19 protein-coding genes and 3 rRNA genes are annotated in these 24,882 nt (G+C 45.4%); 18 read left to right on the forward strand and 4 right to left on the reverse strand.

Annotated features, from left to right (window positions below; all coding sequences use genetic code 11):
• Positions 1-5: 5 nt before the first annotated feature.
• On the reverse strand, positions 6-248 hold the full coding sequence (locus ACL6C3_RS23350) for a hypothetical protein (RefSeq protein ID WP_413161549.1): 243 nt from the start codon (positions 246-248) through the stop codon (positions 6-8).
• Positions 249-368: 120 nt separating this feature from the next.
• Between ACL6C3_RS23350 and ACL6C3_RS23355 the strand changes: the two genes are divergently transcribed.
• The 5 genes from ACL6C3_RS23355 to ACL6C3_RS23375 all read left to right on the forward strand — a co-directional run bounded on the left by ACL6C3_RS23355 (position 369) and on the right by ACL6C3_RS23375 (position 8,102).
• Entirely contained in the window at positions 369-3,848 is a 3,480-nt protein-coding gene (locus tag ACL6C3_RS23355; protein WP_413161550.1) for a glycosyltransferase, read from the forward strand.
• A gap of 40 nt (positions 3,849-3,888) precedes the next feature.
• Positions 3,889-4,695: a Uma2 family endonuclease gene (locus ACL6C3_RS23360; RefSeq protein WP_413161552.1), complete on the forward strand. Its 807-nt coding sequence runs from the start codon at positions 3,889-3,891 to the stop codon at positions 4,693-4,695.
• A gap of 37 nt (positions 4,696-4,732) precedes the next feature.
• Positions 4,733-5,692, forward strand: coding sequence for a GDP-mannose 4,6-dehydratase (locus tag ACL6C3_RS23365; RefSeq protein ID WP_413161553.1), 960 nt, complete (start codon positions 4,733-4,735; stop codon positions 5,690-5,692).
• A gap of 60 nt (positions 5,693-5,752) precedes the next feature.
• Positions 5,753-6,601: a YaaW family protein gene (locus ACL6C3_RS23370; protein WP_413161554.1), complete on the forward strand. Its 849-nt coding sequence runs from the start codon at positions 5,753-5,755 to the stop codon at positions 6,599-6,601.
• 196 nt (positions 6,602-6,797) lie between these two features.
• Positions 6,798-8,102, forward strand: coding sequence for an O-antigen ligase family protein (locus tag ACL6C3_RS23375; protein ID WP_413161556.1), 1,305 nt, complete (start codon positions 6,798-6,800; stop codon positions 8,100-8,102).
• Positions 8,103-8,200: 98 nt separating this feature from the next.
• Here the strand turns inward: ACL6C3_RS23375 and ACL6C3_RS23380 are convergent, their stop codons facing one another.
• Complete coding sequence (locus ACL6C3_RS23380; protein ID WP_413161558.1) at positions 8,201-8,623, reverse strand: DNA-binding protein; 423 nt, start codon at positions 8,621-8,623, stop codon at positions 8,201-8,203.
• 84 nt (positions 8,624-8,707) lie between these two features.
• Here ACL6C3_RS23380 and ACL6C3_RS23385 point away from each other — a divergent pair, with 84 nt between their 5' ends.
• On the forward strand, positions 8,708-8,854 hold the full coding sequence (locus ACL6C3_RS23385) for a hypothetical protein (RefSeq protein ID WP_413161560.1): 147 nt from the start codon (positions 8,708-8,710) through the stop codon (positions 8,852-8,854).
• A 134-nt stretch (positions 8,855-8,988) separates the two neighbouring features.
• Here the strand turns inward: ACL6C3_RS23385 and ACL6C3_RS23390 are convergent, their stop codons facing one another.
• Positions 8,989-12,828 (reverse strand): PAS domain S-box protein, encoded by a 3,840-nt coding sequence (locus ACL6C3_RS23390; protein WP_413161561.1) that lies wholly within the window; start codon positions 12,826-12,828, stop codon positions 8,989-8,991.
• A 644-nt stretch (positions 12,829-13,472) separates the two neighbouring features.
• Here ACL6C3_RS23390 and rrf (ACL6C3_RS23395) point away from each other — a divergent pair.
• The 12 genes from rrf (ACL6C3_RS23395) to nadC all read left to right on the forward strand — a co-directional run bounded on the left by rrf (ACL6C3_RS23395) (position 13,473) and on the right by nadC (position 23,256).
• Positions 13,473-13,589: ribosomal RNA gene (rrf, locus tag ACL6C3_RS23395) — 5S ribosomal RNA — on the forward strand.
• Positions 13,590-13,988: 399 nt separating this feature from the next.
• Positions 13,989-14,105 (forward strand): 5S ribosomal RNA (gene rrf / locus ACL6C3_RS23400).
• Positions 14,106-14,607: 502 nt separating this feature from the next.
• The gene (urtA, locus tag ACL6C3_RS23405) at positions 14,608-15,927 is read left to right on the forward strand and encodes an urea ABC transporter substrate-binding protein (RefSeq protein WP_413161563.1); all 1,320 of its coding nucleotides are present in this window, start codon (positions 14,608-14,610) and stop codon (positions 15,925-15,927) included.
• Positions 15,928-16,034: 107 nt separating this feature from the next.
• Positions 16,035-17,195 (forward strand): urea ABC transporter permease subunit UrtB, encoded by a 1,161-nt coding sequence (urtB, locus tag ACL6C3_RS23410; RefSeq protein WP_413161564.1) that lies wholly within the window; start codon positions 16,035-16,037, stop codon positions 17,193-17,195.
• Positions 17,192-18,400: an urea ABC transporter permease subunit UrtC gene (gene urtC, locus ACL6C3_RS23415; protein ID WP_413161565.1), complete on the forward strand. Its 1,209-nt coding sequence runs from the start codon at positions 17,192-17,194 to the stop codon at positions 18,398-18,400. The genes urtB and urtC overlap by 4 nt, the downstream gene beginning before the upstream one ends.
• A 600-nt stretch (positions 18,401-19,000) precedes the next feature.
• Positions 19,001-19,756: an urea ABC transporter ATP-binding protein UrtD gene (urtD, locus tag ACL6C3_RS23420; RefSeq protein ID WP_413161566.1), complete on the forward strand. Its 756-nt coding sequence runs from the start codon at positions 19,001-19,003 to the stop codon at positions 19,754-19,756.
• A gap of 38 nt (positions 19,757-19,794) precedes the next feature.
• On the forward strand, positions 19,795-20,490 hold the full coding sequence (gene urtE, locus ACL6C3_RS23425; RefSeq protein ID WP_413168401.1) for an urea ABC transporter ATP-binding subunit UrtE: 696 nt from the start codon (positions 19,795-19,797) through the stop codon (positions 20,488-20,490).
• A gap of 70 nt (positions 20,491-20,560) precedes the next feature.
• Positions 20,561-20,857: a DUF433 domain-containing protein gene (locus ACL6C3_RS23430; RefSeq protein WP_413161567.1), complete on the forward strand. Its 297-nt coding sequence runs from the start codon at positions 20,561-20,563 to the stop codon at positions 20,855-20,857.
• Between the two features lie 225 nt (positions 20,858-21,082).
• Positions 21,083-21,355: a winged helix-turn-helix domain-containing protein gene (locus ACL6C3_RS23435; protein WP_413161569.1), complete on the forward strand. Its 273-nt coding sequence runs from the start codon at positions 21,083-21,085 to the stop codon at positions 21,353-21,355.
• A 270-nt stretch (positions 21,356-21,625) separates the two neighbouring features.
• Positions 21,626-21,829: an HNH endonuclease gene (locus ACL6C3_RS23440; protein WP_413168403.1), complete on the forward strand. Its 204-nt coding sequence runs from the start codon at positions 21,626-21,628 to the stop codon at positions 21,827-21,829.
• A 324-nt stretch (positions 21,830-22,153) separates the two neighbouring features.
• A 5S ribosomal RNA gene (gene rrf, locus ACL6C3_RS23445) occupies positions 22,154-22,270 on the forward strand.
• 86 nt (positions 22,271-22,356) lie between these two features.
• Positions 22,357-23,256: a carboxylating nicotinate-nucleotide diphosphorylase gene (gene nadC, locus ACL6C3_RS23450; RefSeq protein WP_413161571.1), complete on the forward strand. Its 900-nt coding sequence runs from the start codon at positions 22,357-22,359 to the stop codon at positions 23,254-23,256.
• A gap of 62 nt (positions 23,257-23,318) precedes the next feature.
• Here the strand turns inward: nadC and ACL6C3_RS23455 are convergent, their stop codons facing one another.
• Positions 23,319-24,350 (reverse strand): C39 family peptidase, encoded by a 1,032-nt coding sequence (locus tag ACL6C3_RS23455; RefSeq protein WP_413161572.1) that lies wholly within the window; start codon positions 24,348-24,350, stop codon positions 23,319-23,321.
• Positions 24,351-24,882: the final 532 nt, after the last annotated feature.

Here is a 24,882-nt window from a genome sequence, read left to right on the forward strand (position 1 = left end):
CAGCTTTATAAATCTTTGGTGAGAATGTGCATCAAGTATGAAATCGAAAATGCAACCAGGGGTACACCAATTAACAAACCTAAAAACAGCTTTGAAATTGAACTGGCAAGAACTAAAAGTGCAATATAGGGAACTCCCAGAACAATAGTAACAATGACAATTTTTAACGGAGTCCACTTAATTTCACGCTTTAAATGTTTAAAAGACCCACCTTCTAAATTCGGTACAGTCGGAGGTTTTCCAGACATTACCCACTCCTTCAGAAAAAAATAGGGGAAAGTTACAAGAACAGAGCGGAAGTTTTACACTTCTAACTCTTTGTGGTACATGATATATAGGATAGCAAAAATTTTAGTCAAAGCAAATAGATGTCAACGGTTATTCGTCCTCAAGTTAGTGTAATTATTCCAGCTTATAACGGCAGTCGCTTCATTAGCCAAGCCGTCGAGAGTGTTTTGAGTCAAACCGATTGTGATTGTGAAGTCATTGTTGTTGATGATGGTTCTACGGATAATACTGCTAATATTTTACAACAATTTAGCGATCGCATCCGTTATTTTTATCAAAACAATCAGGGGGTTGCATCCGCAAGAAATCGGGGAATTCAGGAAGCAAAAGGGGAGTTGATCGCTTTACTCGATCAAGATGACATTTTTCTTCCCAACAAACTTGCGGAACAAATGGCTTGTTTTAAGAGGTTTCCAAAAGTCGGATTTGTGAATAGTGGTTGGCGTTTAATTGATAGAGACGGAAACAATATTTCTGAGATTGAACCCTGGAATCATTTACCGCATTTAGACTTTAAAACTTTAATTGTTCACTCTCCAATTTTACCGAGTGCAATCATGTTTAGGCGAAGTTGGTGGGAGAAAGTAGGCGGGTTTGATTCTCGGTTTAATGGAGTAGATGATGCTGAATTTGTTTGGCGGTTAGCTGCTGCGGGATGTCGGGCTATTTGGTTGGAGAAAATAACCGTTGGATATCGACAACATCAGCAAACCGTTTCCAATCAAAAAGCCGTTCAACGTGCGGAGATTGTTATTGCTGCACAAAATAACTTTTTTGGTCAAAACAATTTGTCTGATGCGGTTCGTCAACTGGAAAAACCCGCTCGTTATGAAGAAATAACTTGGTTGGCTTGGCATCTTTATCATACCCAAAATTATCAACCGATGGCTGAGTTTCTCCAGAAATCTTTAGCCTATACTTCCCACACAATCCCGGTGACAATTTCCGATTGGATTAAACGGTTTATCGGACATTGTAAAGCCTACGGTTATCAACTGAATTTAGAATCTTTTAGAAAACTACCCCAATGGCAACAATTAATTGATGGTCTTCTTCCTTCTGTGCCAAAAGTGAGTGTAATTATTCCCGCTTACAACTGCGAACGCTATATCGAACAAGCGGTTAAAAGCGTATTGGAACAAACCTATACCGATTATGAAGTGATTGTAATTGATGATGGTTCTACGGATAATACACAACAGGTTTTAAGTCCTTATTTAGATGTGATTCGATATGTTTATCAATTCAACCAAGGTGCTGCAAAAGCGAGAAATCATGGCTGTAAACTTGCCAAAGGAGAATTTTTAGCTTTTCTCGATGGGGATGATTTTTTTACGCCAAATAAACTGGCTGAACAGGTTAAAATTTTTGAGGAAGATACAACTATTGATTTAGTTCAAAGTGGTTGGATGATGGTCAACCAAAAAGGTGAAAACTTGGCGGATATTACCCCTTGGAAAGATGCACCGGAACTCAACTTAGAAACTTGGGTTTTGCATAAATGTGTCCGTCCTAGTGCTTTGATGATCAGAAAAATTTGGTGGGAAAAAGTCGGAGGATTCGATCATCGTTATCCGCCAACAGAAGATTTAGATTTTGTTCTTCGCTTGGCTTTAATGGGGTGTAAAGCGGTTTGGCTGAAACAAATTCATGCGGGTTATCGTCAGCATGATAGTAATTTAATGTCGGGGGGAGAACGGGTTATAAAAAATACCGAACTTTTGATGAATGAGTTTTTTAAAAGACGAGATATTCCCGCAAATATTCAACGGTTAAAACAGAAAGAACATTATCAACGTTGGGTGTGGTTGGCGTGGCGAATGTATCGGGATGGTTATCCCCAATTAATGACTTATTGTTTCAAAAAATCCTTAAATTCTACTTCGGATTTTAAAGCCAATATTCTCACCCACTGGATAGATGCTTTTAAGAATATTTCTGGCGAATATGGCGAACAATTTGATGCTCAAAAATTAATGCAATCTCCAGAATGGCAACAAGCCGTTACTCACTTAATGAATAAAAATTATTTTGATAAAACTCAAAACTTATCTGCTAAAAAACGTATTGTTTTAATGAATACAGATGATCCGGGAATTGGGGGTTTGGCTCAATACGATCATTTAATTCTCTGTCAGTTGGCGAAAATGGGACATCAAGTAACCGCCATTCGTCCCCAACATTCCAGTCCATTAGTTGAACAAGAAAAACAACTCGGAATACAACAATATTGGCTGGACTATAGTACCAGTAAAGACTTATCTAGAATTTTGAGAAATACCCAAGATGCGGAAGAAATTTATGCGAAATTACAGCCAGATTTGATTATATTTAGTGATGGTTGGCCTTTCTCCCATTTTGCTGCAAAACAAGTCGCTATTCAACGCAATATTCCCTACATGATAGCTTTGGGTTTAGCAACTCCCGAACACAAAGATTTTACAATGGGCGATAACATTCCCTACGCAGAAGGAGCATTATATCAATACGGTTTAGCCAAAGCGGTTAATGTCGCCGCCAAAGAACATTTAAACATTCTCCACGAACAATTTAAACTTCCCAAAACCAAAGGAAACGTAATTTATTACGGACGTTCCGAGAAATATTTTTCACCGCCTAACCCCTCAACTCGCCAACGTTTGCGTCAAGAAATCGGCATTCCCGAAGATGGAATTATGTGCTTTACTTCCGCCAGACTTGCACCCATTAAAGGACACCGTTACCAACTCGAAGCCATCGCCCAATTAAAACACACTTCTATCTGGGATAAATTATACTTTGTTTGGGCGGGAACCGGTCAAGGAAGCGATAAAAATATCGAACCCGAATTAAAAGAAAAAGTTCAACAACTCGGAGTTAGCGACCATGTAAAATTCTTAGGACAACGCTGGGATATTCCCGACTGGTTAGAAGCTTGTGATATTTTTATTTTAACCTCTTTAGCCGAAGCGGCGCCGTCTTTTGCTATCATGGAAGCGATGGCAAAAGGTGTGGCAATTATCGCCTCTGCTGCGGGAGGAATTCCCGAAGGTTTGGGAGATACCGGTCAACTTTTACCGGACCCAAATGTTAACCCAGAAGCCACAGTAACGGTATTAGTTGACACTTTAAAAGAATGGGCAATTAATCCCAAAATTAGAAAACAAAAAGGTGAATCCGCCAAACAAAGAGCGGAACATCTTTTTAAAGAAGAACGGATGATTAAACAAACTCTAGAAGTGATTCGGCGGGTTTTATCCGATGATACCGCGAATGATTTTGCCGAGTTACCCAACGTGAAAAAAGGGATTCAAAACCTCAACCAACGCCTCAACTACGCCTGTAAAGTTTGGAACGCTTGGAATAGCTATCATCAAGGAAATGAAGACCAAATGAAATTCTACCTTCAGCAAGCCTTAGAGAGTTCTCCGTTTTCTTTTTCAACCGAAATCATCTTAGATTGGATTGATGATTTTTCTCGGCTATCTCAACAACAAGGAAAACAATTAAATATCGAAGAATTGAGCCAATGTTCCGCCTGGAAATTTATTTTAGAAAATCGCTTGAACCTGCCGGGATAAAGTGTTAAAATAGAATCGGATATCAACCCGAGTTGCGATCATGTCCAATCCCCAACTTGCCGAAGAAAAAAATCAGGCAATTGCTTTACCTCCCACTCAAGATGAACTCCCTTGTGATGATGGAATCCCAATGGAAACTGAACGTCATAAACATCAATCCGATTTGTTGATTAACGCACTTTGGGAAAGACTCAAACAGCAAAATGCCTATGTTGGGGGCAATATGTTTGTTTACTTTAGCCTGGAGCAAATTCGCAACCAAGACTTTCGAGGGCCGGATGTATTTGTTGTTTTAGACGTTCCCCGCACCGAACGCAAAAGTTGGGTAATTTGGGAAGAAGGAAAAGGTCCGGATATTGTGATTGAACTGTTATCCGAAAGTACCCTAAACCGAGATAAAACCGATAAAAAACAGATTTATCAATCTCGAATGCGAGTCCCGGAATATTTTTGGTATGATCCCTTTAACCCCGAAGATTTCCAGGGATTTCGTTTACAAGGAAGCGTTTATCAACCCCTTGAACCCGACTCTCAAGGGCGTTTAATTAGTCAAGAATTAAACTTAGCACTGGTCAAATGGTCCGGCAGTTATCGAGAGATTAATACTGTTTGGTTGAGGTGGGCAACATTGGAGGGAGAAATCCTGCCAACAACGGAAGAAATAGCAGAAGTTGAACGCCAACGGGCAGAAGTTGAACGCCAACGGGCAGAAGTTGAACGCCAACGGGCAGAAGTTGAACGCCAACGGGCAGAAGTTGCCGAACAACAACTTGAAGAAATGAGACAATATTTGAGAGAAAGGGGAATTGATATGCCACAATCGGAACAGGAATCAAGAGATAATTAATAGAAGCGACCGAGCAGGCAGACGTTGAGGAAAAGGCATGAAAACCGCTTTAATTTGTGGAATCTCCGGACAAGATGGCGCCTATCTCGCCGACTTATTATTAAAAAGTGGCTACTCGGTTTGTGGCACCTCCCGAGATGCTCAAATGTCATCTTTTCAAAACCTTTCCCGCTTGGGTATTCGAGAACAAGTTAAACTCGAATCAATGATTCTCACCGACTTTCGGAGCGTGTTGCAAGTCCTCACCAAAGTCAAACCCGATGAAGTGTACAACCTCGCCGCCCAAAGTTCGGTGGGCCTGTCCTTTGACCAACCGGTAGAAACCCTCGAAAGCGTAGCAACCGGAACGTTAAACCTGTTAGAAGCCATTCGGTTTACAGGCGCCAACATCAAACTTTATAACGCCGGTTCAAGCGAATGTTTTGGGAATACCGGAGAAATGGCAGCCGATGAAAACACCCCCTTTCGCCCCCGCAGTCCCTACGCCGTCGCCAAGTCCGCCGCCTTTTGGGAAGTCGCCAACTATCGGGAAGCCTACGGAATATTTGCCTGTTCGGGTATCCTATTTAACCACGAATCCCCCCTGCGACCGGAACGGTTTGTGACCCAAAAAATTATATCCTCGGCCTGTCGAATTGCCGCAGGAAACGAAGAAAAACTCTATTTGGGCGATATTTCCGTTCAACGAGATTGGGGTTGGGCGCCGGAATACGTCGAAGCGATGTACAAAATGCTACAGCATGACGACCCCGATGATTATGTCATCGCCACCGGCCAAACTTCATCGTTGCAGGATTTTGTCGCCGAAGCCTTTACCTGTGTCGGTCTGAATTGGGAAGATTATGTCGAAACGGACCAAAGTTTGTATCGACCGACAGATATTGCCGTAGGTCGGGCCAACCCCAGCAAAGCCAAAGAAAAACTCGGATGGGAAGCCCAGTATAAACTCCCCGACGTCGTTCGGATGATGGTTGAAGCTCGACAAAAGGGATTTTAGTCTCAAGTGAAGGTAAAATAATACACTATAAGAAATCTGCGGCTTAGGAGGAGATCAATCTTGGATGAACTCAGAGGAGCGCTAGAACTGGCAACCGAAGAAGAGTTGCAACAACTAACCGAACTGCTGTTTAGCCGTCGGTTCAACCCCTTAGACTATTTCAATACCCCTCAACCCATTGACATCCAAAGTCGCGACCATGAAGCTTGGCTGGATGCACTCGAACAACGATTTCGCTATTTAGCCGCAGATGGGTTAACCGTGTTGAGAGGACGAACTCACGAAGTCAGTTATCGTCATGCTTTAATTCAAGTCTGCCGTTATCTAAAAATATCTTATTCCAAAGCCTTATCAACCACCGACTTAGAAGCCGAAATCTTTTTATTTTTGTTAGGACGGGCTTGGAAACATTTACCCGCTTCCGAACAAGAAGCCCTAACTCAACGCATCAGTGACGCTTTGGCCGAGTCCAACACTCCCCAACCTTTGCCCCTGTCGGCCGAAAAAAATCCCTTGGGTTTCTTATTTAAAGCCGGAAGCGCGATCGCCGTCAGTACCATTGTACAACCAATCGTGTTAAAACAACTCGCCCGTCAGTTTGCCCTGCACTTTGCTAAATACCAAGTCGCAAAACAGACTATCGTTCAAGGGGGAACAACCGCCGCCACCCAATTACAAAGTTATGTTAGCGTTCAGATGGCAAAACGGGGAATGGCCGCCAGCGCCGCCCGTTATGGGGCTACCCGCAGCGTGTTTGCATTGCTGGGTCCAATGTTGTGGACTTGGTTTGTCGCCGATGTCGGTTGGAAAGCCATCTCAACCAACTACGCCCGAATTATTCCCACAATATTTACTTTGGCACAAATTCGCCTCACCCGTTCGGAATGGACTTGGGAACCAGTGGTTTAAATAAGGGAACAGGGAACAGGGAACAGGCTATAGGCAAAACTGATAAGTGTAAACTGTAAACTGTAAAAACTGGTCACTCTCTTACGAAGTTGCTCCATTTGGGGAAACCCCAAGATCGCACTTCGCGCTGATCAGTGTAAACTGTAAACTGTAAAAACTGGTGACTGGTGACTGGTGACTGATAACTGTAAAAGCTGTGTCTTTTCTCACGCGACATCCCGAACCCAAACTTCAAGGCGCTTGGAATTTATTTCAAGTCGGATTATTTCTATTTCCACTCCTGCCAACTTGGGGCGGACTAACGATTATTTTTTCTACAATTGTTGCTTGGACAAAGAACTTTAAACAGATTATTAATCAACCCGTTCATCGGGCGTTAATTGTCTTAAGTGTCTTACTAATTTTAACCGCAATTGTTGCCGAAAATCGTTCCGATGCTTTAATTGGCTTATCGAATTTTATCCCCTATTTCTTTGTATTTGCCGGATTTAATACGATAATTCAAACCCCAAACCAACTCCGTCAAATCGCTTGGATTTTAATAATCCCTTCTATTCCGGTTGTTATTTTAGGTTTGGGTCAACAATTTCTCGGATGGTCGGGAATTGAACAATTAAGAGGTTTTTTCGGTTGGGTTATCGTTCTCAATGGTAGCCCGCCCGATAGAATGTCTTCCGTGTTTATGTACGCCAATATTTTAGCCGTTTATGTTTTAATTGTCTTTATTTTAGGACTGGGATTATTAATCGAACGCCTCCCATTTTGGAAATACAAACCCGAAGAAAAACTCTATCCCAAACCCACTTTTTTAACAGTTTTAATAATAGCTTTGTTCGGCGTAACTATTGCCCTAATTTTCACCAACTCCCGCAACGCTTGGGGACTAATGGTATTATCCAGCGTGGCTTATTCGGTTTATTTGGGATGGCTGATTGTGTTAGGATTAGTAATTGCCGGAGTAACAGCAATTTTTGGGGCGGCGTTTGCACCATCTCCGCTGCAAAAAGGTTTAAGAGTAATTGTTCCGGCTTATTTTTGGCAACGTTTGACCGACCAAAACTTTGAACGACCCGTTGAAACCCTCCGCATTACCCAATGGAAATTCGCCTGGAACCTCACCCAAGAAAAACCGCTAATCGGTTGGGGTTTGCGAAACTTTACCGCCCTCTACGAAAGCCAGATGAACGTTTGGATGGGTCATCCCCACAACTTATTTTTAATGATGACCGCAGAAGTGGGAATTCCCGCAACATTACTCTTTTTTAGCATTGTCGGTTGGATTTTAATTCAAGCCGTTTGGGTGGCAATTCAACAAAAAATTAAACCCGAAAACCAATTAATTTTCTTCAGCTACGGACTGGCATTTTCAGCCTGTGTATTGTTTAATATGTTAGATGTAACCCTGTACGATTTCCGGGTAAATACCTTGGGATGGATACTACTCGGCGCAATTTACGGCAATATTCAACAAATTAGATCATGTTCGGTTGAACAGTTATAAATAAACGACGGAGGAGTCAGGAGTTCAGGAGTTCAGGAGTTCATATCAAGTCCGGTTGAATACCCTCATAAAAGCGTGGGGATTTCGGGAGATTTTGACTAACCGACGATCATCACTTTATTTAGGGTTTCAATCCAAACCCTCGCACCACAACTGAGCGGCTTATCGGGACGATAGACAACACGACATCCTCCCAGTATTTCTATAGTATCCCCATAAGTATTGGTCTTACCTGTTTTAACCGTAATCACGGGAAGTTGTTGCTGTTGTTGTTTTTGATTTTGTCGAATTCTATGAGAGTTAACGTGAACAATGGTTTTTGCAGCCTTTCTCAGATTGCGCCAACGGGGAGCCGGGCCTCTTGTCCCTCGCTCAATTATGGGTTCGCCGTTCACGAGGGGAATTAGCCACATCTTCCCGGTCTTATAGGCACCTTGGACTCGGCCTTCGCTCAGGAGAACTCGCAGTCGAGCGGTAGAGATTTCTAAAATTTGGGCTGCTTCTGTGGTGCCTACAATCATTGGAATTCTTGGGGACTATTTGGGAATCGCAATAGTTTAAAAACTGTATAGCTCAATTATAAATGATCGGCCGATCAATAGTCAATGCTCTGGCTATTCGGTGTTCGGAGTAGCGTGGTTCGACGATCGCCTGTTCACTGTCGGTGTACTGGCGCCGCTCGTGCAGGTCGGGGTTTACATCAAGGAACGCTTGCCTCCGTTGCTCTGGTTCTCAGAGTTGAAGGAAAGTAAGCCGCTTTGCGGCAGGCTACGCCAACGCGCATAGAGCAACTAGCTATCCCGTTGGGCAATAGGCAATAGGCAGTTCAGTTATCAGTGTTTACTCTTGATTGTTGAGCTGAACCCGAAGGGTGACTGATAATTGCCTATTCTTTTTTTACCAACCTAACCACAGCTTCAACTAATTGTTCAAAATCCAGGGGCTTTGTCAAATACTCTTGAAAGCCACTCGCCAAGGCTCGCCGTCTGTCCTCAACTTTAGCATAAGCCGTCAAAGCGATCGCCGGAGTCTGCCCCCCTTTTTCCGGTGGTAAACTGCGAATTTGCTGAAGTAGGGTAAAACCATCAACTTCTGGCATCCCAATATCGCTGAGTAACACTTGGGGTTGAAACGATTCTAGAGTTGCCGACACTTCCATCGCTGAAGTCAGGGTAACAACCGAGGCGCCGTAACCGGTTAGCAATGCCGCGATCAATTGACAGGTATCTCGATGATCATCAACAGCAAGAACTCGAATCCCAGTCAAGTCCAGTGAGGATTGAGATGAGAAATCTGTCGCTTCAGCCTGTGCTGTCCTATCCAGCAGGGGCAACCGAACGGTAAAAGTAGCCCCAAACCCAACACCCCGGCTTTCGGCCGTAATTGTGCCGCCATGAGCCTCAACCAACTGGCGGACTATCGCCAACCCAAGCCCCAATCCTCCGTGAGAGCGGGCGATCGAGGAATTTTCTTGGCGGAACGATTCAAAGATGTGGGGGAGAAAGTCCGGAGTCACGCCTCTACCGGTGTCCTTAACCGTAATTTTTGCCTGTTTGCCGTCTTTTTCGAGGCTGATGTCTATTCGTCCGCCCTCGGGAGTAAATTTAATCGCGTTCGACAACAAATTCCAAACAATTTGCTGGAGTCGGGCGGCATCGCCGAATACCCAGCCAATGTCGGGTAAGATCGGATGCAGCGAGATGGATTTAGCTGTCGCTGCCGTCTTCACGGTTTCCAGCGCCGCTTCCATCACAGCAGACAGATCGACTGGGGTGGCATCCAAGCTCAGTTTGCCCCGTAAAATCTTAGCAAGATCGAGCAGGTCATTAATCAGTTGAGTCTGTAACATGACATTTCGCTCAATGACGGCGAGCGCTTCTGCCATTTTGGTTGGATTCAATTTGCGAGTTTGCAACATCTTTGTCCAGCCCAGGATCGGGTTGAGAGGAGTTCGCAACTCGTGAGACAGAACCGCCAGAAATTCGTCTTTGATGCGGTTGGCGCGTTCGGCTTCGGCTCTGGCGGCTTGTTCTCGTTCTAACAGGCGATCGCGTTCAAGTTCGGCTTGTTTGCGGGCGGTGATATCCAGCACCGTACCGATAAAGCGCTGTGCATTTCCCGCCCCATCAAAATACACTTGCCCTTTGGCTGCGATCCAGCGTTCGATGCCATCGGAGATCCCGATCGTGCGAAATTCGACATCGTAGTTACCCCCATGAGCGAAGTTCAGGGACTCTTGGACCACTTTTTCGAGGCGATCGCGATCGTCGGGGTGGAGTGCTTGAAAAAACACGTCAATGTTGATTTCTGCCTCTTCAGACAACCCAAACATGGCTTTGCAGTTGGCATCCCAAATCAGTTGATTGGTAATTAGATTCCAGTCCCAAGTGCCTAACTTGGCCGAGTTGATCGCCATGCGGAGGCGATCTTCACTCTGTCGCAGGGCGGCTTCTGCTTGCTTGCGTTCGGTGATGTCAACCGCAGCCCCGTAAAGGATCTGTTCTGAGGGAGATAGCCGTGCGTTCCAGAGAAACCAGCGATAGGAGCCATCTTTGTGCCGATAACGGTTTTCAAACGCAACAGTTTCGCGACCGGAGAACAGACTCTCCGTTTCCGAAACGGACTGGGCGATGTCGTCCGGGTGAACAAACTCAACCCAGGGACGGGAGGTCATTTCCTCTACAGTCAAGCCCAGAATGCGTTCAAAGGTGGGGCTGACCCATTGAAAATACCCGTTGGTGTTGGTGATCGCTTGTAAATCGGAACCGACGGCGAGGAACTGTTCCCGTTCCCGCTCAACCTGTTTGCGATCGGTGATGTCTTTAAACAGAACAGCAACCAGGCCGTCGGCCGGCTCTCCCCACCTGAACGCATAAACATCAAACCAGCGCCCCAACTGTTCGGCACGATTCTCAAAGCGAGTAGATTCGCCCGTCAGCGCGACTCGTCCATAAATTTCAAACCAATGCTCCTCATGCTTTGGGGCAAGCTGGCGCATACGTTTACCTTCCGCGTTCACCAGCCCCGTCTGCTGTTCAAAAGACGGGTTGATCTCCAAAAAGCGATAATCGATCGGTTTACTGTTGTCGTCAAACAGCATTTCGATGATGCAGAAGCCTTCGTCAATAGAGTTGAACAGGGTGCGATATTTTTCTTCCGATGCCCGCAACTGATCTTCGGCTTGCTTGCGTTCAATCAAGTCGGCCGTCTGTCGCGCCAGCAGGTCGAGCAGAGCAAACTCCCGTTCTGAAGGCTTATATGGCGATCGCCAATGAGTGGAAATCATGCCGACGAAGCGACCGCTACGGGAGATCAGGGGGGTGGACTGTACGGCTCGGATACCGGAAAGGCTGTAGTAATTCAGATCCTCTGTACCCGCGATCAAATCCCAGGTTTCTACATCCGACACCAAGATCCGCTCGCCGGTGTATAAAGCTACGCCGCAAGTGCTGGACGAATTCAGGGACACCCACTCCCAAAATGCCGCCGATGCCGGGTCCAATCCCTTCCACGCCAGCAGCCTGAGTTGGTTTCTTTCCGGATCGAGTATTTGCAGACTCGCCATATCCGATCCCATTAAAGCGGTAGCAGCCTCGATAATTTGTTCATAAAGGACCTCGATACGATCTTCAGTAATTAACTTACTGCTGATTTGCTGTAACAGCTTTGTATTCGCCAGTTCTGCCGCTAATAATGCTTCGCGATCGCGCAAGGCAAGTTCTGCTTGTTTGCGATCGTCTATGTCTGTTGCCGCCCCAAACCAGCACATAATTTGACCCCGCTCATCTCGCTGCGGCTCGGCCCGCACCAAAAACCAGCGATACCGACCATCTGCGCCCCGAATGCGGTGTTCTTGTCGCAGAGAATAGCCTTGATTGACTGCATTTTGGAAGTTGGCTAGGGATTGGGCGCGATCGTCGGGATGGATCACGTCCAGCCAGCCATAGCCTTGAGCTTCTTCTAGGGTTTGTCCGGTGTAGTTCAGCCAGCGCCGATTATACCAACTGGTATCGCCCGTGAGATCATTTCGCCAGAGCAGATCGGGAACCAGATCGGCGATCGCCCGAAAGTAGCCTTCCATCTCCCGTGCCGACTTCTCAGCCCGTTGGCGTTCGGCAACCTCAAGCTCTAACCGGGCATTTGCTGCAAGTAGTTCCTGGGTGCGGCGCTGATTTTGGAGTGCGGTTGCGGTGAAATTTGCCAAACCCGTCATCACCCGCACATCTTCGGGGTTAAACTGCTGCCCCTCCTGGTGGGATACAATCCAGATCGTGCCGAGGGCTTCGTTTTCAACAATTAAGGGTAACAGCAACACTTCCACGGTTGAGATTTTGGCGGTCTGAAGATAGGTAAAGTACCGTTCGGGATGGGAATAAAGTTGGGGTTCGCCCCGTTCGAGACAAACTCCACAAGGGCTGCAATTGCGGGGTGAGGTGCCGCCGACGTACTCCGCCAATTGTCCGGCCAGTACGTTCCAGCGAAAGACTTCTTCGCCTTCGGGTGTGGTCTCCAATAAGCTCACCCCTGCGCTTCCGGCTTGACACAACTCCAGTGCAACGTCTACGAGGCTTTGAAGCAGGGTTTCTGAATTTATCGCCATCTGCGCCGCCAGAGTTTGCATCGCCCGAACTTCGGCTTGCCAGTTGGGAGGACTCGGCGATCGCCGGGATAACTCCGAAGTGAGTAAAATGTCGTCTAGGGTAAGATTTTCAGGTTGATCTGACATGGGAGTTAATATTTTCACGCCGGATCGCTCTCAAGTGTCGGAAGACTTAACCCTTCACGGGGCATCAGAAGTAGAAAGTACAGTAGGCTAGATATACATTATCACCTTTTATACAATAAGTAACCGGTCAAAAGTAAAGTTAACTGTTGAGACAATTCTAGAGCTATTCCCAGATAGCGACACCAAACTTTTGTTAACTCTTTTTTATTTCAGTAGTTTTCTCGAATCAGTTAACGGCGTAGTTATCGGCTATTTTTTTTACTAACATAACGCGGTCTTCAAGTTCACTCTAATCAATCCGGTTCCCGACGAACAATTTTGTCAGACCAAGACGGAAAACTAAACCAACCCCTAAAATGACTGCTGTAAGAAACCACCACACCGCCTCATCGAGAGAATGACCGACCGTTAGTAAACCCTAATTGCGGAGAATAACTGCGATCGCGATCGCCGAGGGTTTGGGCAAATCGAACTTTTTAAACATAACCATCCTTGACGATAGACTGCCACCCGCCAAAAAATTTTGGGAAAAGGGTTGACAAGTTTAGAAAAAGCAACTATATTGGTTAATTGTGCGAGGGAAACAAAACAACCCGAGCGCAACAGACAAGCAGAAAAGACATAAGAAAGTATTTTAAAGCTTTCCTGGTGTCTATGGCTCAATGGAACCACACCGATCCATCCCGAACTCGGATGTGAAACGTTGACACGGCGAAGATACTTGGTGGGTAGCTGCCTGGGAAAATAGCTCGATGCCAGGATAATACTGTAGGGGCGGGTTCAGCAGAAATTGAGATTTCTGACGAATAAGATAAATAAACCCGTCCCCAACGCAGAAAACAGATTCATCAAACAGCCTTCTTCCAGTGAAAAATCGGAAGGAGGCTTTTGAAATTGGTGTTGGGAATTGTCACCCGAACAAAATCTACAGTAGGGTGCATCAGATGTTGTTAGATTTCAGCCGACAAAGGGGAAACCCGACAGCCGACAGCCAACACCCGCACTGCGCTGAACCGCAACAACGAACACGAAAAATTTTTTAGGAAAAGGGTTGACAAGCTCAGAGAAAGCAACTATATTGGTTAATTGTGCGAAGGAAACAAAACAACCCAAGCACAACAGACAAGCAGAAAAGACATAAGAAAGTATTTTAAAGCTTTCCTGGTGTCTATGGCTCAATGGAACCACACCGATCCATCCCGAACTCGGATGTGAAACGTTGACACGGCGAAGATACTTGGTGGGTAGCTGCCTGGGAAAATAGCTCGATGCCAGGATAATACTGTAGGGGCGGGTTCAGCAGAAATTGAGGAATCTGAGAAACAACCTCAATAAACCCGCCCCCAACACAGAAAAAAGATTCATCAAAAAGCCTTCTTCCAGTGACAAAACGGAAGGAGGCTTTTCAATATTGATTGTTAAATGATCAGCATTTCTTAACAACCCGGTCTGTTTTTTTGTATCTAGAAATACATTTTATCGAAAGAAAATCCTCTACGATACATAGCGCGAATGGGAAATCTTGTGATCTCGCTAGGATTCTAAAGTCGCGATACCTGTTCGCCCGCTCGCGATCGCCACAAGATAAAGCCCCGGATGACTCCGCCAGATCACAAAGCGTTCGATGATGTCATCTTGGCAGAGTTATCGGATGGAACTCGGGAAACTTTCTATTGAAAATTTCACTCTGATCGAAACCATCGCCAAAGTTGCGATCGCAAAATATTCTCAGACCATTTTACCCTCATCGTTTTTCAAATTTAAACGCAGAAACAGAACATGAACAAAGGTATAAGACGGCGGAAATTTTTGCTGTACGGATCGGCAGCTTTCGGAACGAGTATGATGCTGAAAGCGTGCAGCAGTCCTCAAAGTCAAAGTGATAGCGGCGATAATACAACCCCTGCGAGTGGGAGTAGTGGGGGTGGCGACACCATAAAAGTGGGTATACTCCACTCCTTGAGCGGGACAATGGCGATCAGCGAAACTACGGTTGTAGAAGCCGAAAAACTAGCCATTAAAGAAATAAACGCCGCCGGTGGGGTACTCGGTAAACAAATAGAAGCCGTTGTCGAAGACGGCGCCTCGGACTGGCCGACATTCGCCGAAAAAGCCGAAAAACTGATCGATCAAGATGGCGTGGCGGTGGTGTTCGGATGCTGGACTTCAGCCAGTCGCAAAGCGGTTAAAGACGTGTTTGAGTCGAAAAACCATATGCTGTGGTATCCCGTCCAATACGAAGGACAGGAATGCTCAAAAAACATCTTCTACACGGGCGCCGCCCCCAACCAACAGATCGAACCGGCCGTTAAGTGGCTGCTGGATAACAAAGGAAAAGATTTCTTCCTGGTGGGTTCGGACTACGTGTTTCCCCGCACGGCGAATACTATTATAAAAGAGCAACTGGCAGCAGAGGGCGGAAACACCGTCGGCGAAGATTACCTGCCGTTGGGAAATACCGAAGTTATCCCCATTATCACCAAAATTCGCCAAGCTTTGCCCAACGGGGGCGTCATTTTTAACACCCTCAACGGCGATAGTAACGTGGCATTTTTCAAACAAATGCAGGGCGCCGGACTGACTCCTGAACAGTATCCGGTAATGTCGGTAAGTGTAGCGGAAGAAGAAGTTCGGCAAATTGGCCCGGAGTTTCTGATCGGACACTACGCCGCCTGGAACTATTTCCAAACCGTTGAAACCCCGGAAAATGACAAATGGGTGAAAGCGTTTAAAGCCGAATACGGGGAAGATCGGGTAACGAACGATCCGATGGAAGCGGCTTATATGATGGTTTACCTGTGGAAACAAGCCGTCGAACAAGCCGGTACCGCAGACGACCTGGAAAAAGTTCGCCAAGCCGCTATCGGTCAAGCGTTTCAGGCGCCGGAAGGACCCGTAACGGTCAACGCCAACCACCACCTGTCCAAAATTGTTCGCATCGGTCAGGTGCGTCAGGATGGACTGTTTGATATTGTTTGGTCTACCGAGACTCCCCTGGAACCCCAACCCTGGAACCAGTACGTTCCGGCGACCAAAGGCTACGCCTGCGACTGGTCCGACCCCAGCAAGGGCGAGAAGTTCAAAACAGACGAGGTTTAAGACAGGGAAAAGGCAAAAGGCGCTCATGCAAAAGCAAAAGGCAACCTTAGAGAGGGCGCATGGCCATGCGCCCCTACAAATTTTTTCCTATGACTTTCTTATGACTTATGATTGACCTTGCAGTTGGTATTTTTAACGGCATTAGTATCGGTTCTGTACTGCTAATTTCCGCTTTGGGGTTGGCGATCGTATTTGGACTGATGGGCGTGATTAATTTGGCTCACGGCGAGTTAATGATGCTCGGCGCCTACGCAACTTTTGTCGTTCAAAATGTTTTTCAAAACTTCGGCGATGGACTGTTTTCGCTGTATATCTTTTTTGCCCTCCCGGTTGCCTTTTTAGTCTCTGCTTTAACGGGTTTACTATTAGAACGGGGGGTGATTCGTTTTCTCTACGGACGGCCTTTAGAAACGCTGTTGGCAACTTGGGGGGTTAGTTTAATTTTACGCCAATTTGTAAGAAGTGCAAACGGGTTGCTCGCGATCGCAATTTTGCTATTTTGTGCGCTATTTTTTGGCGGACTTTGGCTTGTGCGGCGCCGCCCGGACTGGGAACAGATAAAAAGTTTGGCGGTGGCGATTTTGCTCCCTTTATCTTTAGCAATTTCTGGTTTAGCCGGCTTTTTAATGTCGGGAGTTGATGCGTTATCAAAACCCTGGTTTAGCGCCCGAAATGTTGATGTTACCGCCCCGGCTTGGTTGCGGGGAGGGATTCAATTTGGTATTTATCAACTGCCATACTCCCGAATTTTTATTATTATTTTAACGGTTCTTTGTTTGGTTGGAATTTACGCTTTTCTCAACCGTTCCGACTGGGGTTTAAGAATTCGCGCCGTTACCCAAAACCGCCAGATGAGCGCCTGTTTGGGGATTCCTACAAATACCGTAGACGCCCTAACTTTTGCGTTGGGATCGGGACTGGCGGGAATTGCTGGTTGTGCGATTACTTTGTTGGGTTCTGTCGGTCCAAACGTCGGACAAAACTATATTGTTGATACATTTATGGTGGTGGTTGTTGGCGGTGTCGGGAATTTGTTGGGGACAGTATTGGCAGCTTTAGCCATTGGAATTGTTAACTATCTTATCGGTTCGGGAACGTTTGCGCTGTTATTTAGCAAAACCGATAGCCTGCAATTTATCACCGACTTTTTCACCTTTTTCGCGTCTACAAGTATGGCGAAAGTGATGGTATTTGCGCTAATTATTGCGTTCTTGCAGGTGAAACCGTCGGGTATATTTCCGCAGAAAGGACGAACGGCTGAACTATGAAAACCGAGAAAACAGACAGGACAAACCAATCAAAACAACAAGTTTCCGAGGAATTTCCCCGGCGAACTCAACCCAAGTCTAAACGGTGGCGGGAGGTGGCGATCGCTGTTACTATTGCGATAGTATTTGGGATAATTATGCCGATCATTTTACCCGCTTTTCGCCTCAAATTAATTGGGCGGTTTGTGGCGTTGGCGATCGCCGCGTTGGGTATAGATTTAATCTGGGGTTACACGGGTTTGCTGAGTTTGGGACACGGGATTTTCTTCGCTTTGGGAGGGTACGCCTTCGCCATGCACCTCAAGCTACAACTCCCGGAAGGACAGCTTCCCGAATTTTTTACCCTCTACGGCGTCGCCGAACTTCCCTGGTTTTGGCAGCCGTTTTACTCGTTTCCGTTTACAATAATTGCAATTGTTATTATTCCCGCAATTGTAGCCGGATTATTGGGTTATTTGGTGTTTCGCAACCGCATTAAAGGGGTTTATTTTTCTATTTTAACTCAGGCGGCACTGTTGGTATTTTTTAACTTCTTTAACGGACAACAAAAACTCATTAACGGCACCAACGGACTGAAAACAGACACCGAAACAATTTTCGGCGTATTGGCGGGTTCACCGGACGCCCAACTGGTGTTTTTTGAGTTGTCGGTGCTGTTTTTACTGTTAACTTATTTTCTCTGTCGCTGGCTAACAAGTGGGCGGTTTGGGCGGTTGTTAGTCGCTATTCGCGATGATGAAATGCGGGTGAGGTTTGCGGGATACAATCCCACCGGTTTTAAAGTTTTGGTGTTTGCAATTTCGGGGGCAATTGCTGGCATTTCTGGAGCGCTTTACACCGTCCAAACGGGCATTATAACGCCGAGTTTTATGGATGTTGCTTTTTCAATTGAAATGGTGATTTGGGTGGCTGTAGGTGGCCGAGGAACGCTCGTCGGGGCGATTATTGGTACTCTATTGGTACGGTTGGCGCAGACGTTTTTGAGCGAACAATTTCCTGAAGCTTGGCTGTTTTTTCAGGGGGCGTTATTCTTAATTGTGGTAACGGTTTTACCCAACGGAATTTATGGCTGGGCGCGAGATTGGGTTATCCCTCAATTGCGATCGCGTTTGGGATTACAAGATCGGTTAATGACTTATCCCAACATCGATGTTAACCCCGATGTGCAACGGGAACAAGAAGAAATTGAGGGTGTTGATCATTAAAAATAATAAGTTGATCTAAAATATAGAAAAAAATGCTTCTATTTTCAATTCCGTCTTTATCCCCCCTAGCCCCCCTTTGATCCCTCCGCCTACGGCACCTCCCTATGATCCCCCCTTGTCCCCCCTTAAAAAGGGGGGTGGGGAGGCGGGGGGGGAAAAGAGGGGGGAATAAAATAAAAAAGTCCCCCTTTTTACCCCCATTATTGGGGGTCACGGGGGCGGGGGATTTAGGGGGATTCTTTCCAAGGGGGATTTAGAGGGATAAAGCCCTCCTTTTATCCCCCCTAGCCCCCCTTCAAAAGGGGGGAAAAAGAATACAGTCCCCCTTTGATCTCCCTAGCCCTCCTTTTATCCCCCCTAGCCCCCCTTCAAAAGGGGGGAAAAAGAATACAGTCCCCCTTTGATCTCCCTAGCCCTCCTTTTATCCCCCCTAGCCCCCCTTCAAAAGGGGGGAAAAAGAATACAGTCCCCCTTTGATCTCCCTAGCCCTCCTTTTATCCCCCCTAGCCCCCCTTCAAAAGGGGGGAAAAAGAATACAGTCCCCCTTTCTAAGGGGGATTTAGGGGGATCAAAATTATATCTTTTTTTTTCTGAATACTGATGAACGAACGAATATTAGAAATCGAAAATCTAACGGTTAGTTTTGACGGATTTAAGGCATTAAACGACCTCAATTTTAGCTTAGAAACGGGTGAATTGCGGGTGGTTATTGGGCCTAACGGTGCGGGAAAAACGACCTTTTTAGACACCATTACCGGGAAGGTTCAACCCACAGAAGGAACGGTTCGGTTTAAAGGGCGAAATCTGCGCGATCGCAAAGAACATGAAATCGCCCGTTTGGGAATAGGGCGGAAATTTCAAACGCCTCGGGTTTACCTAAATCTAACCGTTGGGGAAAATTTAGATTTGGCTTGTAACCGTCAAAAAGGCGTATTTCAAACCCTATTTAAAAAACCGACTCACGGCGATCGCTTAACCGTTGCGGGATTATTAGAAACGATTGGTTTAACACCAAAAGTAGATTTAAAAGCCGCTTTGTTATCTCACGGCGAAAAACAACGCTTAGAAATTGGGATGTTGGTGGCGCAGTCTCCGGATTTATTATTAGTTGATGAACCCGTAGCGGGGTTAACTGATGAAGAAACAGAAAATGTCGGTAATTTGCTGTTGGCGCTGGCGGAAAGTCATTCTATTATTGTGATAGAACATGATATGGAATTTGTTCGTCAAATCGCCCGCAGGGTTAGCGTTTTGCACCAAGGTTCGCTACTGTGCGAGGGAACAATGGACGAGGTACAAAATGATCGCCGGGTGATTGAAGTGTATTTGGGACAGCAGGAGGAGGAAGCAGCATGACGGTAGAAATAAAGCCCCCAAAAACGACATCGGAGTTAATGTTACAGGTGTCGGGGCTGAATGTTTATTACGGAGAAAGTCACATTTTGCGGGATGTTGATTTAAGTGTTCCCGTTGGGAAAATGGTCTGTTTAATCGGGCGAAATGGGGTTGGAAAAACAACGCTGTTAAAGACAATTATGGGGCTGTTGTCGGCGCGATCTGGAACGGTGAAGTTGGGCGAAGAATCGATTACAACATTATCAACAGATCGCCGTGCTAGGTTGGGAATTGGTTACGTTCCTCAAGGGCGAGAAATTATTCCGAGGGTGACGGTTAAGGAGAATTTGCTGTTGGGTTTGGAAGCGCTTCCGGGGAAGTCAAAGAAAGTCATTCCCGATGATATTTTTGAGTTATTTCCCGTGTTAAAAACGATGTTGGGACGCATGGGGGGTGATTTAAGCGGGGGACAACAGCAACAGTTGGCGATCGCGAGGGCGCTGATGGGAAAGCCGAAATTATTGTTATTAGATGAACCCACAGAGGGGATTCAACCGTCTATTATTTTAGAAATAGAATCTGCGGTGCGGAGAATTATTGAACAGACGGGAATTTCGGTGTTATTGGTTGAACAGCATTTACATTTTGTTCGCCAAGCCGATCGCTATTATGCGATGCAAAAAGGGGGAATTGTTGCTTCTGGAGAAACGCGAGATCTCTCCCAAGAGGTGATTCAACAATTTCTCGCCGTTTAAATTACCATGTAATTATAGGGGGTGTGCAATATATCCCAAATTGAAAATGTTTTGATGAACCCAAATTATTATGTCAATTGTCAGCTTAAATTACATAGAAATAACTCCCGGCGTATGCGGGGGTAGACCTCGAATTTCGGGACGTAGAATTACAGTAGCGGATATAGCCGTGATGTATACAAAAATGGGCTATTCCCTGGAAGAAATAGCGGGTAAATATGATTTGACCCTGGCTTCGGTTTATGCAGCAATGGCTTATTATTTTGAGCATCGAGAAGAAATTGATCGTCGTCTCAAAGAAGATGCCGAATTTGTAGAAGAATTTCAGCAGCAGCATCCCTCAAAGTTGCAAGCTAAATTCAAATAGTTTAGAAAGGATTTAAAAATTCCTCGCTGCGAACATTAGCATTTGTTACTGGGATTATTTCCTTTTTGTTAATATTTCATCCGAAAAAATACTGAGATTGAAATCAAACTTTACACCTTAAAATCTTGTAAATTTCAGTGATTCTATCATTTTGGGTCTGGCTTTTTTGGTGTACACTAGATATGAAAGATACAAATTGATTGAAAATTAGCATCTTTTGTTTTTATGAATAAGAAGGAAAAGAGATTTGCGGTCTTACTTTCTATCGTTGATGTTGGTGGAAGCGCAAGTAAGAAAGTTGTATTAGATAATATCGAATCTCGACAGTATATTAATTTTTCTCAAGAAGATCTGGAAAAAAATTACAACAAGCGTAAAGAGCCACAATGGTGGACTAAATTGGCATGGGCTAGACAAGATTTAGTGGATGAAGGTTACATAGATAATGCTGTCATAGATCAATGGCGAATAACCGAGGAAGGTAAACAATATTTATAACACCTTTGCCAAGAAGTTTTACAACCGGAAAACTGGGTTGAATATACGCAAATAACCAATGCGGCGTTAGAAAGAGCAAAAGAGATTATATTTCCAAATCAAGAACGGTTTGAATACTATCTCGATCAACTGAGAGAAGATGGTGTTTTAGATAAAAGTGAAACCGAAGAAATTCAGATTACAAGAGTTAAGCGGTATAAGCAGATCACCGATCAACTCAAGACCAAATATAAAGGATGTTGTCAAATCAAAGATTGTGGTTTTACGTTTATTCAAAAGAATGGAGGTAACTATGCTGAAGGACATCATTTAGTTCCTCTTTCTCAAGGAGGTTCTCAAGATGCCTCCAACGTTGTTATTTTATGTCCGAATCATCATAGAATGTTTCATTATGCTGTGGTCAGCATCGGTAAATTAGCTCATGGAAAATGCTCTGTTATCATTAATGGAGTAGAAACCGATATCATTTATTAGTCAATCAAGGTGCGTCAGGTTGTTAACATGAAGATCTAACTACTCCATCTTCGCTCTGATACACCCAACACCCAACACCCGACACCGGGGCGGGTTTATATCAGTTGAGGGTGGGAGATGATAGATTAATTTGGAGGCGCGCCCCTACCTGAGATCGTAACGGCGCTCTGCGCGCAACAACGGAGGGAAAAATTTTTTTGAAAAAGGGGTTGACAATCTCTCAAAAGGTCTGTACTATTAGAAATTGTCGAAGGTTACAGAACGGCGCGAAACAAAGCGACTTCTGATTAACCCCAAAGACATAAGAAAGTATTTTAAAGCTTTTCTGGTGTCTATGGCTCAATGGAACCACACCGATCCATCCCGAACTCGGATGTGAAACGTTGACACGGCGAAGATACTTGGTGGGTAGCTGCCTGGGAAAATAGCTCGATGCCAGGATAAATATAAAACTAGGGCTTCTCTTCCAGTGATAAACGGAGGGAGGCTCTAGTTTTTGATGGGTAGATGTTAATTGATAATCAACGATGAACGCAATTTTACCACCCTGGATTATTTTAGACCCGCTCCTGCAACAGTGGCTTTGCGAAGATATTGGTCGGGGCGATCGCACGACGGCGAGTTTATTTTTGCAAAACCACCCCCTCGGAAATGGGTATTGGGTGGTGAAAGAGTCGGGAATGGTTGCGGGGTTGACGGTGGCGGCGCGAGTATTTTATCTGTTAGATCGAGAAGTGCAGTTTACGCCGATCGCATCCGAGGGACAATGGTGTGAACCGGGAGAAGCGATCGCCCAACTCAAAGGGCCATTGGAAGCCTTGTTAACGGGGGAACGGGTGGCGTTAAACTTGGCGATGCGGTTAAGCGGAATAGCAACCCTAACGAACCGATACGCCGAAGCCATTGCCGACTTACCCGCCCAACTGGTAGACACCCGCAAAACCACGCCGGGACTGCGACTGTTAGAAAAGTACGCGACGCAGGTGGGAGGGGCGAAAAATCACCGCTTAGGCCTCGATGATGCGGTGATGATTAAAGATAATCATATCGCAGCAGCCGGCGGAATACAAGAGGCGATCGCGAAAGTTCGAGAAACTATTCCCTATCCTCTGACAATAGAAGTAGAAACCGAAACCCTCGAACAAGTTGAGACGGCGTTAGAACATCAAGCTGATATTATTATGCTGGATAATATGCCGCTTGAAATGATGTCGGAAGCGGTGAGAAAAATTCGGGGTTTTAACGGGCGAATTAAAATCGAAGCGTCCGGGAATATTACCCTACAAACCATTCGGAACGTAGCAGAAACCGGAGTCGATTATATCTCAACCAGCGCCCCCATTACCCGTTCAACGTGGCTAGATTTAAGCATGAAATTGGGTGGGGGAGATTGGGGAATAAACTATCCCTCTATCCGAAGCGTTTAAAATAATTAATCGCCGCTCAATTCACAACGATTTGAATTAAAACCTCCCCAACTCTCCTAATTTTACTTAGAGATAAAGTGAACCCAGAAATTACCATCGGGGATACAAAGGCGCCGAATTAATCCATAAGAATAATGTAGATAAGCGCCGCTTAAATCGGTGCGATATCCCGTTGAAAACCATTCGCCATAGGGGTCGTGAACAATCAACCCATATTCATCATATCCCACCACAACCAGGATGTGACCAAAGGAGGTAAAATAACCGTGAATAACAGAAGGATTTCCGGCAGCAACCCAATCTTGAACATCTTCAATAATGGCGTATTCTGTAAAATAATCTTGACAACCATAATCTCTAACAATTCGGGCTAAATCGTAGGGGTTATGGCGGCTATAACCTCTATCAAGTGCATACTCATACAGTTCATCTTCAAACTGTCCGAAACTGAGACGTCGGGGCGCTTTTAAATACTGCAAACACATGGCAATCGAAGTAACATTACAGGCGCCCGTCGGGTTAAACCAATTATCGAGTTGATAAAGATAGGGAAAATTATTAATTCGATAACTTCTGGGTAAACGCTTCGGATAAACTAACTTATCTTCTTCATAAATTTCCGCGTGAGGCCCCCAAATATATAACATCGAATATCCGCCAAAACTTTGATTGCGAAGTGCAATTCTCAAATGTCCCCGAATCGGATCGTAAGCCAAAACTTCAAACTCTTGACCGCCTTCAATGGGAAATTTTTCCGAGTCATCCAACTGAGAAGAAGCAATCGGTTTAACCTTAAAAACGGTACTTTTAACTGTTTTTAAGATGGGGATGGGAACGGGAATGTCTTCGCGTCGAGTTTCAATTAATTTCTCAGCCGTAACCGCCCCCAAATATCCCGGTTCACCGCATTTCATTAACTTTTGAAACCGATGGAGGGCGGCCGTTGACTTGGGGCCAAATATCCCATCAGCCGGGGGGTCAAGCAGTCCCAAATCAATTAGGCGAATCTGTATCTGACGGCTGAGGTCGGGGTCGGCATCTATTTTCTTGACATCATACTTGATATCTGTACCGAGAAAGTCTTGTAATCTCATACTCACTGGCTTAAATTAATCGCGGTTGTGGGGGTAAAAAAATCATCGCAATTTTACTGATATTATCAGCTATTGATGACGACTATTCACCAAGATAACCGGATTTTACCGCTTATTTTTGAGTTCGCTCCCCCGAATCTCCCAACACATCCGGTGTTTGGTACAATTTAATCCTGATACCATTTCTTTCTAATCATGCAACTTTTAATGATCCCCCCTTGATCCCCCCTTAAAAAGGCAGGGCTGTTTCATTCTCAGTTAAAAATTGCCGGGGGGGATGGGGGGATGGGGTGATGGGGTGGTGGGGAGAGGTCTTTTTTCTGATGAAAAATAACTTTTTATTAATAAAAATTCTCCCAATCTCCCTACCTCCCTACCTCCCCACCTCCCCACAAATCAAGTTTTAGGGCTAGAACGAAACGGCCCTGCCTTAAAAAGGGGGGTGGCGAAGCCGGGGGGATTAAAGGGGGGTTGGGGGGGATCAATGAGATGCAGCTTCATAAAGAATTGGTATGAGATTTCCGACTCCAAA

This window comes from Capilliphycus salinus ALCB114379 (assembly GCF_047276495.1).
Classification (GTDB): Bacteria; Cyanobacteriota; Cyanobacteriia; order Cyanobacteriales; family Microcoleaceae; genus Capilliphycus; species Capilliphycus salinus.

Excerpts from the sequence above, each read along its gene's own strand:
- urtD (WP_413161566.1), top strand. The coding sequence starts at position 19,001 with ATGAACGAACGAATATTAGAAATCGAAAATCTAACGGTTAGTTTTGAC.
- urtC (WP_413161565.1), top strand. The coding sequence starts at position 17,192 with ATGAAAACCGAGAAAACAGACAGGACAAACCAATCAAAACAACAAGTT.
- ACL6C3_RS23430 (WP_413161567.1), top strand. The coding sequence starts at position 20,561 with ATGTCAATTGTCAGCTTAAATTACATAGAAATAACTCCCGGCGTATGC.
- ACL6C3_RS23355 (WP_413161550.1), top strand. The coding sequence starts at position 369 with ATGTCAACGGTTATTCGTCCTCAAGTTAGTGTAATTATTCCAGCTTAT.
- ACL6C3_RS23380 (WP_413161558.1), bottom strand. The coding sequence starts at position 8,623 with ATGATTGTAGGCACCACAGAAGCAGCCCAAATTTTAGAAATCTCTACC.
- ACL6C3_RS23455 (WP_413161572.1), bottom strand. The coding sequence starts at position 24,350 with ATGAGATTACAAGACTTTCTCGGTACAGATATCAAGTATGATGTCAAG.
- ACL6C3_RS23360 (WP_413161552.1), top strand. The coding sequence starts at position 3,889 with ATGTCCAATCCCCAACTTGCCGAAGAAAAAAATCAGGCAATTGCTTTA.
- ACL6C3_RS23365 (WP_413161553.1), top strand. The coding sequence starts at position 4,733 with ATGAAAACCGCTTTAATTTGTGGAATCTCCGGACAAGATGGCGCCTAT.
- ACL6C3_RS23385 (WP_413161560.1), top strand. The coding sequence starts at position 8,708 with ATGCTCTGGCTATTCGGTGTTCGGAGTAGCGTGGTTCGACGATCGCCT.
- ACL6C3_RS23435 (WP_413161569.1), top strand. The coding sequence starts at position 21,083 with ATGAATAAGAAGGAAAAGAGATTTGCGGTCTTACTTTCTATCGTTGAT.
- ACL6C3_RS23350 (WP_413161549.1), bottom strand. The coding sequence starts at position 248 with ATGTCTGGAAAACCTCCGACTGTACCGAATTTAGAAGGTGGGTCTTTT.
- urtE (WP_413168401.1), top strand. The coding sequence starts at position 19,795 with ATGTTACAGGTGTCGGGGCTGAATGTTTATTACGGAGAAAGTCACATT.
- urtA (WP_413161563.1), top strand. The coding sequence starts at position 14,608 with ATGAACAAAGGTATAAGACGGCGGAAATTTTTGCTGTACGGATCGGCA.
- urtB (WP_413161564.1), top strand. The coding sequence starts at position 16,035 with ATGATTGACCTTGCAGTTGGTATTTTTAACGGCATTAGTATCGGTTCT.
- ACL6C3_RS23390 (WP_413161561.1), bottom strand. The coding sequence starts at position 12,828 with ATGTCAGATCAACCTGAAAATCTTACCCTAGACGACATTTTACTCACT.
- nadC (WP_413161571.1), top strand. The coding sequence starts at position 22,357 with ATGAACGCAATTTTACCACCCTGGATTATTTTAGACCCGCTCCTGCAA.